Below are 13,752 nucleotides of genomic sequence, written 5' to 3' on the forward strand. Positions count from 1 at the left end.
GTGCTCTACCATGGTGCGCGTGACTGAATTAACCAAGAAGCAAAGGCGTAAGAAGCAGCAGCGCCGTCAGTTGCTGATCGGGTTAGCCATCGTGTGCGCCGTGATCGTGGTGGTCGGCGCGGTGCTGGGCTACAACGCGTGGAAGGACCGCCAGGTAGATGTGTTGCCGCAGGATCAACGCATCACCGCGGTGGTGGGCGACCGCGAGATCGAACTTGCGCCGTATTCCACGTGCGAGGTCGACGACGCCCAGTGCACGCCCTCACAGCCCACGAAACTAGAGCTTCATGGTGCCAAGGAATTCACGCTGAGGATTCCGGAGGATGTCTACGACCATGACTGGTCTCTGCTGAAGGTGTTTGACGATCCGGGTGCCAACGAGGACAACTACTTTAAGTCCGATGAGAAGCACGAGGTCACGCTGTCCGTGGAGGCGGACAAGAAGGCCGGTGACGGCTCCACGCCTCAGTTGAAGGTGGTGGAGGTGCAGTCCCTGCTGATCGGCGTGGATGCGGACAAGCAGCAAACGCCGATCATGACGATCTGGTCGCTGGAGATCGTGGCTTAAGGCGCGATCTTAAGAGTCCAGCTCGCGGGCGATGGTGCGCAAAATCTCGGCGATGGGGCGGGCGTCCTTGCGGTCGGGGCGTCGTCCGCTTTCCAGCACGGGAAGCACCCGGGAGTCCAGCATGGTGATGGTGTCCTGAACCATGGTGTGCAGCTGCGCTGGCTTGTACTTGTGCTGGGCGCGCTTCGGACCCTCGTCCAGCACGGTGACGGTCAGGGCCTGGGGGCCGCGGCGGCCGGATACGATTTCGTATTCCAGGCGCTGTCCCTTCACCAGGTCGGTCACGCCCTCTGGGAGAACCTGTGCGCCGACGTAGACGTCTTCGTCGCCTGGGTTGCTGACGAATCCGAATCCTCGGTCAGCGTCATACCACTTTACTTTTCCCGTTGGCATGGCTTCTCTCCTCACGTGTTTAAGGGGGGCGTGTTTGAAAGATTAGATTATAGGGAGCGGGGCGGATGTAGACAAAACGGCGCGCTGCGGGGGCGTTTTGACGTCTTTCCCGAGCCCTCACAGTGTGATCTTCATCACATCACAGAATGGTAACGAATTGGGAAATTTTAGATAAACTCCTGCTCACAGCGCTGGTTGGGGCACCAGCCGTCGCAACGCGCCTCAAGAAAAAATCTCGGAAAAAGGTGACTCAGCAGGTTTCACCAAGTAGCGTAGCCCCAGTACCGAGAAGAGGCATCATGAAGATCCTCGTTATACGAAGATCCGAAAGGGATACAGACACTTATGGGACAGCACACCAAGCGCACCTCCTTCTCCACTGGAGCTCGCATCGCCCTGGCCGGCGTGGCTCTCGCAGGAGCTTCCGCCGCACTCGCACCAGCAGCTTCCGCAGCTCCAGACTCTGACTGGGATCGCCTGGCACAGTGTGAGTCCGGCGGCAACTGGGCCATCAACACCGGCAACGGCTACCACGGCGGCCTGCAGTTCTCCGCACAGACCTGGAACGCCTTCGGCGGCGGCGAGTTCGCTCCCACCGCAAACCAGGCAACCCGCGAGCAGCAGATCGTTGTTGCCGAGCGCGTCCTCGCCAAGCAAGGCTGGGGAGCATGGCCTGCCTGCTCCGCAAAGCTGGGCCTGAACTCCCCTGCGCAGCAGCGCACCGTGGGCTACGCCGGCCACCAGAACCGTGCCGCTGAGATCAACAACGCTGTACAGACCCTGGCCTCCCAGCCCAACGAGACTGCCCTGGACGCCGCCTTCAACAAGATCGTGGCCGACCTGAAGGCTCGCGGCATCGAGGTTCCTCAGGAGATCATCAACGTCTACAACCAGCACCGCGATCACTTGAACGCGTTCTACTCCCAGAACGAAGCACTGATCAACGCCGTTCTGCCTCGCTAGAACACACCCAACGCACAGAACCCTTCCACCTTAACGACAAGGTGGAAGGGTTCTTTGTTGTTTCTCGCGACAGAAGCGAGGAGCTACTTGTTGATCACCGTGTGAGGGTGCACGTAGCTCAGGGTGGACGGATCCACGGGGAATTCAACCTCACCGTAGGGGTTCATAGCACCGGCGGTGGTTGCAACCAGCTCCGTCATTGCGTGCTGGCCTTCTGGCAGGTTCGTTGGCCAAGCCGGATCGACGAAGCCGTTCTTCTTGTGGTTAGACATGCTTCATATTTTCGCACAAACTTCCTCAAAACTCACGCCGAACCCCACCTGCTTCCCCCAAACGGTGCAGATTCCAGCGCAGAAACCTTTGTGGTGATAAACGACTAGAATGGACAGATCATGACTCAGCACGGTGACTTCTTTCCCTCATACCTCCAGTGGCTCGCCTGCCACGACGATGAGGTTCTCCACCACTTCTTCACCGACATGCTGGAGTCCACCTACCCCGATGGCACCCGCCACCTAAACTCCCTGGCCATGCACTCCCCCGGCTCCCTGGATGCGCTGCTCACCCAGCTCGACGGGGTTGAGCTCGCGATCCTGCACGCCGCCACGGAGCTCGACGCCGGCCGTTACCCCGCCTCCTTCGAGGAGATCCTGGACACCCTCGCCGAACTCTTCGAGATCACAGGCACCCCCGCCGAGCGCATCCCCACCACCGACCACGTCCGCGCCGCCGCAGCCCGACTGCTCCACCGCGGCCTGCTGTTCTCCCCCGAGCTCGCACTCACCGCCCCCGCCACGGACGTGATCGAGCTGCTCACCACCGAACCGGCCACCCTGCTGGGAGTTCCGCCACAGCTGCCCGACTGCTTCAACCCGGGAACCACCCACGTGTGGCGCCTGGTGGACGCCCACCGGAATCCTCAGCCGGAAGCGGACCTGCGCCGCACCCTCGAGGAGCTATCGCCTCGGCAACAGGCGGTGTTGCGTACGCTGCACGCCAACGGGGGCGTCGGTCATTCGGCGGCATTCGCGGCAGACGCGGATCCAGACCATCCCCTGGCCAAGATGGTGAGCGCCGGGGTCCTGGACCTCATCGACGACACCACCGCGCGCATCTCCGGGCGAGTCCAGCAGGCCTTGCGCGAGGCCGTGGTCTCCCCCGCCGGCGGGACATGGGTGCGCCCAGACAGCACAGACGGCACAGACCCACCCACCCCCGCAGACCCCGCCGAAGCACACAGCGCGGTCGCCGAGGTCGTCCAGTTCCTCACCGAGCTTGCCGACATCCTCGAGGAGGTAGCCCAAGCCCCGCTCGCCCCGCTGGCCAAGGGCGGCATCGGCGTGCGCGATGTGCGCAAACTCGCCAAGCAGCTGGGCCGCCCGGAGGACTACATCGTGTCCCGCCTAGACTGGCTGCTGGCCTGCGGCCTCATAGCCCTGGACGAAGCCACCCCGCGCTACCAGGGCTCCCCAGCGCACGTCTATGCCGTGACCGAACGGGCGCTGGATGTCCTGGAGGCCGACATTGCCTCCCAATGGGCTGAGCTTCTGCTCGGCTGGGCCGGCTCCGGCTACTCCCCCTGGATGCACCACGAGGAGCTGCGACAAGGCCACCCGCAGTTGTGGTCTGCGCACACCGCCCGGATCCGCCGTTTCCTGCCCGAGGCGCTCCTGCAGGCCGGCCCGTCTCGCGAGGGGGTGTGGGAGCACGTGTGGCGCCTGCGCCCCTACCTCGCGTGGTCAACGCCACAGGCCCATTGGGAGCGTCTCTTAGAGGACATGGCGCAGCTCGGTCTGGTGGTCCTCCACGGCGATCAGGTGGCGATCACCCCTGCGCTCCAGGGCTTCCACGCGGCGCTAGCAACCCCGGAGGATGCGCCCGAGACCCCTCGAGAGGTGCTGACCGCGCACCTGCAGTCGCTGCTTCCTGACTACACGGACATGCTCATCGTGCAGGGCGACCACACCATCCTGGCGCCCGGCCCCCTGCGCCCGGAGGACACGCACACGCTGTCCTCCTTCGCCACCAAGGAGTCCTCCGGCATCGCCACGGTCTGGCGTGTCACCCCCGCCCTCGCGCAGCAGGCGATCGCGCGGGGACGGTCGGCCGAGGCGATCCTGGACTTCCTGGGCCGCATGTCTCCCGCCCGCACCGTGGACTCGTTGCCGCAATCCTTGCGTTATCTTTTATCCGACGCCCAGCGCGCCGTCAGCGCAGGTCGCACCCCACACACGGATGCTGGATCCTTTACGGCCTACCGGGTTCCCACTCCAGTCGGCACCGTGGAGCTTCCGCCGCGTGAGCGGGAGGAGCTGCGCACCATCGTGGTGCCGCAGGTGGTGGAGCAGGTGCAGGAGTACCGCGATGCGGTCAGTGAGAACGGTCTAGACGGGGATGGCGCCGTCACCGCCACCACGCCCGCGGAGATTAAGGAAGCTCTGCGCCAGGCAGAATCGGCGCGCACCCCGGTGGAGGTCTCCTATGCGGATGCGGACAACCAGACCGTCACTGTGCTGTGCCAGGTGGTGACGGTCTCCCCCTCGCGGGTCACGGTGGTGCGCATCAGCGACCAGGACATCCTCCACCTGCACATGCACCGTATGATCGGCGCTAGAATAGGGGGATTCGATGATGACAACCCTGCCTAGTTTTGTCCCAGGAGGCTATTGGTGAGCATTGGCACAGGTCCCTTGATTGTGCAGTCCGATAAGACGGTGCTGCTCGAGATCGACCACCCAGATGCCCCCGCTGCGCGCAACGCGTTGGCTCCCTTCGCGGAGCTGGAGCGAGCGCCCGAGCACATTCACACCTACCGCATCACCCCGCTGGCGCTGTGGAACGCCCGCGCCGCCGGGCACGACGCCGAACAGGTCATGCACGTGCTGGAGACCTACAGCCGTTTCCCCGTGCCCCAACCGCTACTCATCGACGTGGCGGAGACCATGGACCGCTACGGCCGTCTCACCCTGGCCAAACACCCCGCCCACGGCCTGGTGCTGGAAACCACGGACCGGGCCGTGCTGGCCGAGATTCAGCGCCACAAGAAAATCAAGCCCATGCTGGGCGCCCAGATCGACGAGGACACCGTGGCGGTGCACCCCTCCGAGCGCGGACGTCTGAAGCAGGAGCTCCTGAAAGTCGGCTGGCCCGCGGAAGACCTCGCGGGCTACGTCGATGGCGAGGCGCACCCCATCGACCTCTCCCAGGAACACGAGAGCTGGGAACTGCGCGACTACCAGGCCATGGCCGCCGACAGCTTCTGGGAAGGCGGATCCGGCGTGGTGGTCCTGCCCTGCGGCGCCGGAAAAACCATGGTCGGCGCCGCCGCGATGGCGAAGGCCAAGGCCACCACCCTGATCCTGGTCACGAACACCGTCGCCGGCCGCCAATGGCGCGACGAGCTGCTGCGCCGCACCAGCCTCACCGAGGACGAGATCGGTGAGTACTCCGGCGAACGCAAAGAAATCCGCCCCATCACCATCGCCACCTACCAGGTGGTCACCCGCAAAACGAAGGGCGAGTTCCGCGCCCTGGAGCTGTTCGATTCCCGCGACTGGGGCCTCATCATCTACGACGAGGTGCACCTGCTGCCCGCCCCGGTGTTTCGGATGACCTCGGATTTGCAGAGCCGGCGTCGATTGGGATTGACGGCCACGCTGGTGCGCGAGGACGGGCGGGAAGGCGACGTCTTCTCCCTCATCGGGCCGAAACGCTTCGACGCCCCCTGGAAGGACATCGAAGCCCAAGGGTGGATCGCCCCGGCCGACTGCACCGAGGTGCGTGTCCAACTGACCGACGCCGAGCGCATGGTCTACGCCACCGCCGAACAATCCGACAAGTACCGCCTCGCGGCCACCAGCCCCACCAAGTACAAGGTGGTGCGCTCCATCATGGCGATGCACCCCGACGAGCCCACGCTCATCATCGGCGCCTACATCGACCAGCTGGAAGAGCTCGGCGAGAAGCTGGGAGTGCCCGTCATCGACGGCAAGACCGGAAACACCAAGCGCGAGAAGCTCTACCAGCAATTCCGCGACGGGGAGATCCAGACGCTGGTGGTGTCCAAGGTAGCGAACTTCTCCATCGACCTGCCCGGCGCGTCTGTGGCCATCCAGCTCTCGGGTACGTTCGGTTCCCGCCAGGAGGAGGCGCAGCGCTTGGGCCGCATCCTGCGCCCCAAGCCCAACGGCGGCGGCGCGTTCTTCTATTCCATCGTGGCCCGCGATACCCTCGATGCGGACTATGCGGCCCATCGCCAACGCTTCCTGGCGGAGCAGGGCTATGGCTACCGCATCATTGATTCCTTCGACCTTCCCGACCCTCACACATCCCACCCAGAAAGCGACTCCCCCTCATGACCGATTTCCCCTTCACCGTGGATGAAGAATTCGCCCGGAAGCACAACGAGTTTTTCCGGGATGCCAAGCGCCTGCAAGTCTCCGCCGGGATCCTGGCGGTCATTATGTTCGCCATCACGGCGGTCATGCTCTGGGCCGCGGGCGCGACGATCCTGACCTTAGGCCTGGGCATTGCGTTCAGCGTCTTCGGGCTCTTGAGCCTGCTCATGATCCCCATCCTGCCGCGCAAGATGGGAAGCCCCCAGCAGTACTACGACCTGTACAAGCTGGCTCCGGCTGTGGTCGCCCGCGTGAACCCCAGGGACATGGACATCCTGGCGCTGGTGAACGCCTCGGCGGACCCGGAGAAGATAGCCCCCGCTCTTGCGGTGCGTACCGTGAGCTCCGTGCCGGGCGTGGCCCGCGAAGTGGGAGCCCACGTGCCGTCTGCCGCCGTGACCGGCGTGCAGACCCTGCGCGAGCGCAGCCTGTACCAGGAGGTCTCCCCCATGCCGATCGCCTGGGGCACCCAGGATAAGAAGGTTCTGCAGAACGCAGACAAGGCCTTCACCGCCTCCGAGTGGAAGGAAGTGGAAGGCCTTGTGGATCGCCTGGAGGATGTTCAGAACACCAAGCGCAACCTGCTCATTCTCGACTAGAATGCCAGCGCGCTGCCGCGCTGGATCTAGACGTGCGGTGCGAGGATGCGCGCCACGGCGTCGTTTCCAGGGACGGTCAGGTGCGCGGTCAGGTTGTACGGATCGGACAGGTTGTCCCAGAACCCGGCGAACCAGCGGCGCTCGGTGGGGGCGCACATGTCATGGCCCATGGTCGGTCCCTGCAGGTCAATGAAGCCCACGCCCAGCTCCCGGGCGGCCTTCTGCTCCCACGCGTTCGCTGCGTCGAACGGCATGCGGGTGAAGCCCAACGGCGCAACCGGGTTCGGCAGCTCAGGGATGTGGATCAGGCAGGTCTCGCCATTCGGACCCACGATGGAGGGGTAACCAATGAAGGCAATCTTCGCGTGAGGAGCGGCCGCGCGGATGCGGCCAATCTGGCCGCGCATCGCATCCACGTAGGCCTGCTGCTGCCACTCAAACACGCCCGGGGCCTTCCACGCATCGTTGAAGCCCGCCTGGATAAACACCGTGCGGGTGGAGGGGGTCAGGGTACCCTCGGCGATCGCGTGGGAAATCTGGTTGTTGGTGTTGTTAGCCCCACCCACTGGGGTGTGGGCCACCGCACCGTTACATGGGTAGTCATCCACGCGGATGCCGGTCACCCGCTGCAGGGACAGGCCCACGCGAGAGGCACCGCGTGCACAACGGCCATCAGCCGGAGCATTGCCAGGAGCGCGGCCTGGGCCCTGCATGTGATCGGCAATGGGGTGGTGGGAATTAGCCATGATGGAATCGCCGAAGAGGACGATGTTATTCGACGCAGCGGACGCGCCCGGCGCGGCAACAACGGCACCAGTCAGCGCGCTCACGGCGGCGATGGCCAGGGCTGCGATCTTGGATCGGCGGAAAGCCTTCATAAAAACTCCAGTACTTGAAACGCTATAGAGTGAGATGCATATTTATGGGGGATACTAACGACCTCACACCTTACCCCATTATCAACGCAGCCCGCAGTGGAGTTGTTACTTTTTTACCCCAATAAATCTTTCAGCCACTGCCCCGCCGCCGTGACGCGCTCCCGCCACACGCTCGGAGCAGCGATAATGTGCTCGCTTGGCCACTCCTGATAGGTCAGGCTCGCCCCGGACTTCTCCGCCCACTGGCGGCACACTTTTGCCGAGGTGCCCCGAGAATCGGAATCCGCCACCGTCACCAAGGTGGGCACGCCCGTGAGATCCACCTGGAAGCCCTCCGGGATGCGGGGCGTCATCGCCAGCAGAAAATCCGCCTGCTCCAGCACCTGCGCCGCGGCGATCAGTCCACTGCCAAACGCCACCACACCCACCTTTTCGCCGGGGAAGGCCTGGCGGACCACATCCCACGCACCGGCCACCGCAGCCTGGGTGGCATCCCACGCACCATAGCCGGGAAGCGGGTAGGTCAGATCCACGATGGTCGTGCCCGACTGCGCCGCGACCGACGCAAACAACGGCAACCAGAAAAGATCATGGCTCTCCCCATCCCCGAACCATCCCGGGCCGCCATGCAGACTGATCGCCACCGACCCATCGGGGTTGGCCGGCCGAATGGCCGTGGCGCTGACCCCCTCAGGCAGGTCTGTGGCGAAGGAAGGCTGGGCGTCGGCACTCACCTGGCCCGCGGAAATAAACGCATTATGAGGCATGCGATGATCCAGCCCCGCCCCCAGCACCAACAGGCTGGAATGGCTGATCAGGTCCACGGCGCGGGCCCACTGACGCTCCGTGGACTCCACCAGCTCCGCGGGCACGGCCATCCCCGCATCCCGGTACGGCGCGCCCTCATCCTGCGTCAGGGCAGTAAAGACCTCGGGGTAATTATCCTCGAAATAGTCGTTGAGCTGCGCAATCTGCTGATGCGCGGTGAGAGGCTCCACCCCCTCCTGCACATCCTTCCCACTGTTCGGAAGGTTCGCGATATCGGAATTGGGCGTGTGATCAAGGCTCATGGAAGCCATTCTAATACTGAACGTCATTGGCAACTTTTCTCGCGCCCACGCGGTTCCTATATTGGTGGGGATCACCCCACAGACAGAAAGGGACCCGTTGAGCATCCACATCAAAACCACCCACGTGGGTTCACTACCCCGCACCCAGGAACTCCTGGAGGCCAACAACCGCTGGAGCGCCGGCGAGATCCAGCGCGAGGAATTCGAGGACATCCTCCGCGACGGCATCGCCCAGGTTGTGAAGCGCCAGGTGGACCTGGGCATCGACATCGTCAACGAAGGCGAGTACGGACACGTCACCTCCGGCGCCGTGGACTACGGCGCCTGGTGGAACTACATCTTCTCCCGCCTGGGCGGCCTCACCATGACCGACGAGGACCGCTGGGCCAACGCCGAGGTCGTGCGCTCCACTCCCGGCAACATTAAGCTCACCAGCTTCCCGGACCGCCGCGACCGCCAGCTGTTCAACGCCGCCTACGAGGACCCGGACTCCGGCATCTTCACCGGCCGCAAGTCCGTGGGCAATCCTAAGTTCACCGGCCCCATCACCTACATCGGCCAGGATCAGGTCCGCACGGACGTGGCCCTTCTGCGCGAGGCCGCGGATACCGCCGGCGCCACGGGTGGCTTCGTCGCTGCCATCTCCCCCGGCAGCGCCGCGCGCCTGAAGGACGAGTTCTACGGCAACGATGACGATGTCCTCACCGCCTGCGCCGAAGCCATGGCGGAGGAATACAAGATCATCGCCGACCAGGGATTCACCGTCCAGATCGACGCCCCCGACCTCGCCGAGGCCTGGGACCAGATCAACCCTGAACCGTCCATCGACGACTACAACGAGTGGATCGCCAAGAGGATCGACGCCATCAACCTCGCCATCACAGACATCCCCCGCGAACAAACCCGCCTGCACATCTGCTGGGGTTCGTGGCACGGTCCCCACACCACGGACGTCCCCTTCGGCGACATCGTGGACACCATCTTGGAGGCCAACGTGGGCGGCCACTCCTTCGAAGGCGCCTCCCCGCGCCACGCCCACGAGTGGCGCGTGTGGCAGAACCGCGAGCTGCCGAAGAACACCCTGATCTACCCGGGCGTGGTCTCCCACGCGATGAACGCGGTGGAGCACCCACGGCTAGTCGCTGACCGGATCATCCAGTTCGCGGAACTCGTGGGTCCGGAGAACGTGGTCGCCTCCACCGACTGCGGCCTGGGCGGCCGCCTGCACGAGCAGATCGCCTGGGCGAAGCTGGAAAGCCTGGTGGAGGGCGCCGCGATCGCCTCCCGGGAGCTCAACGGCTAAACGGCTCAGCGGCTAGTCCGCGATAGCCTCCAGCGGTGGAGTGCGGGAGGCCTTCACCGCCGGCCACACAGCCGCCACCACGCCCACTAGCGCGGCACCGACCAGCATGCCCAGGATCGTCATCCACGGGTAGGTCACGGTGCCCAGCCCCTCGCCGGCGAGCACCTTGATGAACGCCCAGCCGAGGATCAGCCCCACGGCCACACCAATCACCGCACCGTACAGGGCGATCTGCACCGCCTCCAGCGTGATCATGCGACGCACCTGACCACGGTGAGTTCCCACGGCACGCAGCATCCCGATTTCTTGGCGTCGTTCAATCACGTTCAACGCCAACGTATTGATGATGCCCAGCACGGCCACCACGATCGACAACGCCAGCAGCGCGTAGAGCACGCTGAGCATCTGATCGATCATCACGGCCTGCTGGCCGGCGTACTCCTGCGGGGTGACCACCTGGGCCACGATGAACGGCTTCACCGCGTCCACCAGCCGCTGCTTCAGCGCCTCCATGTCCGAGGTGCCCGAGACCGACGGATCGCTGTTGACAAAAATGGCCAGCAGTGCCTTCTTGTTCACCGCGGCCGAGCCTCCGGCCTCGTTGGCGAAGTCCTTTACGGACTGCTCCGAGAGCAGGAACGTGCCTAGCAAATCATTGCTCTCGTAGAAGCCGGTCACGGACACCGGGTGCGTCAACGGCGTGCCGGGGACACCCATCTCCAGGGTGTCTCCCATCGCCCAGCCGTGCTCGGCGGCGAAATTCTTCTCCACCAGCAGGCCGGGGTGGGTGGAGTCCGCCGAACCCTCGACGAGATTCAGCCCCACCGAGCGGGCAATATCGCCCTGGTAGAAGCTCGTCACGCCAGCGCTGATCGCGCCCGCGTTGTCCATCCCGGCAACCGTCACCGGAGCGATGCCCAAGGCGGCCACGGACTGCACTCCGTCCACGTCTGCGGCGGCATCCGCGATCTGCTCGGACAGCGGGAACTCCCCGCCGGTAGAACTGGCCCCGGTGATCATATAGGCGGACTGAATGGTGGATTCCGTCACGTCCGCCACCGTGGACTTCATGGTCGCCCCCAGCATGCCGAAGCTGGTCACCAGCGCCACTCCCAGGGTCAGGGCGAAGGCCGTGGTGGCCGAGCGGCGCGGATTGCGCTTCGAATTGGTGGCGGCCAGCCGGCCGATCGCACCAAAGGGCAGCCCCACGACCCGTCCGATGCCCGGCACGATCGGAATGGACAGCGCAGGGGACGCCAGGAACGTTCCCACGATCAGTGCCAGCGCGCCCAGGCCGACCACAATCGCGCGGCCGGCGGTGGACCAGTCATCCAGCAGCAGGGCGGCCGCCACAGCGCACGCAATGCCGCCCACGATGCCGATGATCCCCACCACGGTCCGCAGCACCAACGAGGACGCCGAGCTGCTATCACCCGATCGCATCGCCTCCACGGGCTTCACCGCACCCGCGCGGCGGGCCGGCGCCCACGCAGAAATGACGGTCACCAGCGTGCCCAGCACCACCGGCACCAGCACGCTGCTCACGCTCAGCGCCACACCGCCGGCGGGCAGCCCGAAGCCGGTGGCGTCCATCACCGCGTAGATGGCATGGACCAGCCCCACGCCCGCAAGCACTCCCAGCAGGGATCCGACAATGCCGACCACCAGCGCCTCCCCCACTACCGAGCGGGTGACCTGCCCCTGGGACACACCCAGGGACCGCAGCAGCGCGAATTCCCGCAGCCGCTGAGCCACAATCATGGCGAAGGTATTGGCGATGATGAATGTGCCGACCACCAGGGCAATGAGCCCGAAGGCCACCAGGAAGTAATTCACAAAGCTGAGCGCCTTGCTGATCTGGGCGGAAATCTCATCGGCCATCTCCTGGCCGGTCTTCACCTGGTCGTTGGGATAGGCCTGCCGCAGCTGCTCTATCAGCTGCTCCTGCGAGGTGCCCTCGGCCGCGCTCACCATCACGCCCTGCTCCAGATGCCCGTTCGTCCACTGCTCCACAAACGCCGGCGCGTCCATGAGCACGCCGATATAGCCGCCGGTTTCGGACGGGGTGTCATAGATACCCGTGACCGTCACGGACTCCTGTGTGGAGCGATCCACCACCTTCACCGTGTCGCCCACGTGAATGCCGTGGTCCTTCGCTGCACCCTTGTTGAGCAGGACCTCGTGCGCGCCGTGGGGTGCAGCGCCGTCCACGATATCCAGCGCCCGCACCGACTCGCCGGGCGGGTAGAAGGGGCTGATCGACGAGGGTGCGCCGCCGGTCTGCAATGCTTCGTCGTTGCTGTTGGCGACGATGACGGGGTGGTCCTGATTGATATTGACATGTCCGACGCCGGGCATCTCACGAATCCGCCCCACGTCCTGAACGGACAGCCCATCTGGGTTCGTGTCCGCTGGCAGGACGACGGCGCTCACATCGGCGAGCTCTTCGTCGACCAGGGAATTGAACGTCTTGGACAGGGAATTGGTCAGCATGAAGCTGGACGCCACGAAGGCCGTGCCCAGCAGGACGGCCAGAATCGTGAGAAGAAAACGCACCTTGTGAGCGAGCAGCGAGCGCATCGCCACGGTACGCATCGGGGATGATGAGGCCATGGCTTATCGCTCCTCGAGGCTAGTCATGGTTTTCAGAATCTCCTCGGAGGAGGCACCTTCGAGTTCCGCGACGATCTCTCCGTCGGCGAGGAAGATAACCCTGTCGGCATAGGAGGCTGCGTGGGCGTCGTGGGTGACGATGACAACGGTTTGATCGTGGTCGTCCACCGCCTGGCGCAGGATGGTGAGGACTTCCTTGGAGCTGTTTGAGTCCAGGTTTCCGGTGGGCTCGTCGCCGAAGATGATCTCAGGTTGGGCGACGAGGGCGCGAGCGCAGGCCACGCGTTGTTGCTGCCCGCCGGACAGTTCGGTGGGGCGGTGGCTAAGGCGGGAGCTCAGCCCCAGAAGCTTTGTGACTTCATCAAACCACTGCTTGTTCACCTTCTTGCCAGCGACGTCCATCGGCAGGGTGATGTTCTCCGCGGCGGACAGAGTGCTGATGAGGTTGAAGGATTGGAAGATAAAGCCGAGGCGATCGCGCCGGAGGCTGGTGATGTCTTTGTCTTTGAGGGAGGAGATGTCGGTATCGCCGATGTAGGCGTTGCCGCTGGTGATGGAGTCCAGGGCTGCCATGCAGTGCATGAGCGTGGATTTACCGGAGCCGGAAGGGCCCATGATGGCAGTGAATTTGCCTTGTTCGAAGCCTACGGACACGCCGTGAAGTGCCGTGACGGCGGTGTCGCCGTGGCCATAGGTTTTGGTGAGGTTTTCGGCACGCGCTGCGTACTGAGGCTGAGACATATTCTGCTTCCTAACGACAAAGAAACGACAAAGAGGGTGAGGGTGTACCGCACAAGCTCTAACCTGTACGGTACACCCTCACCCTCTATGAAATTTTTGTAGCCGGCGGTGACCTACTCTCCCACACCCTCCCAGGTGCAGTACCATCGGCGCTGACGGGCTTAGCTTCCGGGTTCGGAAAGGGACCGGGCGTGACCCCATCGCTAAAACCACCGACAAACCAAACA

At 64.3% G+C, this 13,752-nt stretch carries 12 protein-coding genes and 1 rRNA gene; 6 read left to right on the top strand and 7 right to left on the bottom strand.

What is annotated here, in order from left to right; translation table 11 throughout:
* Window positions 1-19: 19 nt before the first annotated feature.
* Window positions 20-568: a DUF2771 domain-containing protein gene (locus tag GC425_RS07495; protein ID WP_231699765.1), complete on the top strand. Its 549-nt coding sequence runs from the start codon at window positions 20-22 to the stop codon at window positions 566-568.
* 9 nt (window positions 569-577) lie between these two features.
* On the opposite strand, the gene GC425_RS07500 is transcribed toward GC425_RS07495, so the two are convergent.
* Window positions 578-961, bottom strand: a complete 384-nt coding sequence (locus GC425_RS07500; protein WP_151843290.1) for a cold-shock protein — start codon at window positions 959-961, stop codon at window positions 578-580.
* Window positions 962-1,306: 345 nt separating this feature from the next.
* Here GC425_RS07500 and GC425_RS07505 point away from each other — a divergent pair, with 345 nt between their 5' ends.
* Entirely contained in the window at window positions 1,307-1,924 is a 618-nt protein-coding gene (locus GC425_RS07505) for a resuscitation-promoting factor Rpf1 domain-containing protein (protein WP_151843504.1), read from the top strand.
* Window positions 1,925-2,007: 83 nt separating this feature from the next.
* On the opposite strand, the gene GC425_RS07510 is transcribed toward GC425_RS07505, so the two are convergent.
* Window positions 2,008-2,196, bottom strand: a complete 189-nt coding sequence (locus GC425_RS07510; RefSeq protein ID WP_151843292.1) for a hypothetical protein — start codon at window positions 2,194-2,196, stop codon at window positions 2,008-2,010.
* A gap of 120 nt (window positions 2,197-2,316) precedes the next feature.
* Between GC425_RS07510 and GC425_RS07515 the strand changes: the two genes are divergently transcribed.
* Genes GC425_RS07515 through GC425_RS07525 form a run of 3 tightly spaced genes read left to right on the top strand, consistent with a single transcriptional unit; the run spans window position 2,317 to window position 6,920 of the window.
* Window positions 2,317-4,572, top strand: coding sequence for a helicase-associated domain-containing protein (locus tag GC425_RS07515; RefSeq protein WP_151844546.1), 2,256 nt, complete (start codon window positions 2,317-2,319; stop codon window positions 4,570-4,572).
* A gap of 21 nt (window positions 4,573-4,593) precedes the next feature.
* A complete protein-coding gene (locus GC425_RS07520) occupies window positions 4,594-6,282 on the top strand; it encodes a DNA repair helicase XPB (RefSeq protein ID WP_151844547.1) in 1,689 nt (562 codons plus the stop codon).
* Complete coding sequence (locus tag GC425_RS07525; protein ID WP_151843295.1) at window positions 6,279-6,920, top strand: DUF3239 domain-containing protein; 642 nt, start codon at window positions 6,279-6,281, stop codon at window positions 6,918-6,920. Before GC425_RS07520 ends, GC425_RS07525 begins: the two co-directional genes overlap by 4 nt.
* 26 nt (window positions 6,921-6,946) lie before the next feature.
* On the opposite strand, the gene GC425_RS07530 is transcribed toward GC425_RS07525, so the two are convergent.
* Entirely contained in the window at window positions 6,947-7,798 is an 852-nt protein-coding gene (locus GC425_RS07530; RefSeq protein WP_151843296.1) for a GDSL-type esterase/lipase family protein, read from the bottom strand.
* 113 nt (window positions 7,799-7,911) lie between these two features.
* A complete protein-coding gene (locus tag GC425_RS07535; protein WP_151844548.1) occupies window positions 7,912-8,868 on the bottom strand; it encodes a hypothetical protein in 957 nt (318 codons plus the stop codon).
* Window positions 8,869-8,965: 97 nt separating this feature from the next.
* On the opposite strand from GC425_RS07535, the gene GC425_RS07540 reads away from it, so the two are divergent.
* The gene (locus GC425_RS07540) at window positions 8,966-10,171 is read left to right on the top strand and encodes a cobalamin-independent methionine synthase II family protein (RefSeq protein WP_151844578.1); all 1,206 of its coding nucleotides are present in this window, start codon (window positions 8,966-8,968) and stop codon (window positions 10,169-10,171) included.
* Between the two features lie 12 nt (window positions 10,172-10,183).
* On the opposite strand, the gene GC425_RS07545 is transcribed toward GC425_RS07540, so the two are convergent.
* From GC425_RS07545 to rrf, 3 genes are all read right to left on the bottom strand, one after another.
* The gene (locus tag GC425_RS07545) at window positions 10,184-12,784 is read right to left on the bottom strand and encodes an ABC transporter permease (protein ID WP_151844549.1); all 2,601 of its coding nucleotides are present in this window, start codon (window positions 12,782-12,784) and stop codon (window positions 10,184-10,186) included.
* 3 nt (window positions 12,785-12,787) lie between these two features.
* Window positions 12,788-13,525, bottom strand: a complete 738-nt coding sequence (locus GC425_RS07550) for an ABC transporter ATP-binding protein (protein WP_151844550.1) — start codon at window positions 13,523-13,525, stop codon at window positions 12,788-12,790.
* A gap of 100 nt (window positions 13,526-13,625) precedes the next feature.
* A 5S ribosomal RNA gene (rrf, locus tag GC425_RS07555) occupies window positions 13,626-13,742 on the bottom strand.
* Window positions 13,743-13,752 lie beyond the last annotated feature (10 nt).

It is taken from the genome of Corynebacterium sp. zg254 (genome assembly GCF_024701495.1).
In the GTDB taxonomy this organism is placed as follows: domain Bacteria; phylum Actinomycetota; class Actinomycetes; order Mycobacteriales; family Mycobacteriaceae; genus Corynebacterium; species Corynebacterium zhongnanshanii.

Coding starts and splice junctions, on each gene's coding strand:
- GC425_RS07545 (WP_151844549.1), bottom strand. CDS start 12,784: ATGGCCTCATCATCCCCGATGCGTACCGTGGCGATGCGCTCGCTGCTC.
- GC425_RS07500 (WP_151843290.1), bottom strand. CDS start 961: ATGCCAACGGGAAAAGTAAAGTGGTATGACGCTGACCGAGGATTCGGA.
- GC425_RS07505 (WP_151843504.1), top strand. CDS start 1,307: ATGGGACAGCACACCAAGCGCACCTCCTTCTCCACTGGAGCTCGCATC.
- GC425_RS07530 (WP_151843296.1), bottom strand. CDS start 7,798: ATGAAGGCTTTCCGCCGATCCAAGATCGCAGCCCTGGCCATCGCCGCC.
- GC425_RS07515 (WP_151844546.1), top strand. CDS start 2,317: ATGACTCAGCACGGTGACTTCTTTCCCTCATACCTCCAGTGGCTCGCC.
- GC425_RS07510 (WP_151843292.1), bottom strand. CDS start 2,196: ATGTCTAACCACAAGAAGAACGGCTTCGTCGATCCGGCTTGGCCAACG.
- GC425_RS07550 (WP_151844550.1), bottom strand. CDS start 13,525: ATGTCTCAGCCTCAGTACGCAGCGCGTGCCGAAAACCTCACCAAAACC.
- GC425_RS07525 (WP_151843295.1), top strand. CDS start 6,279: ATGACCGATTTCCCCTTCACCGTGGATGAAGAATTCGCCCGGAAGCAC.
- GC425_RS07535 (WP_151844548.1), bottom strand. CDS start 8,868: ATGAGCCTTGATCACACGCCCAATTCCGATATCGCGAACCTTCCGAAC.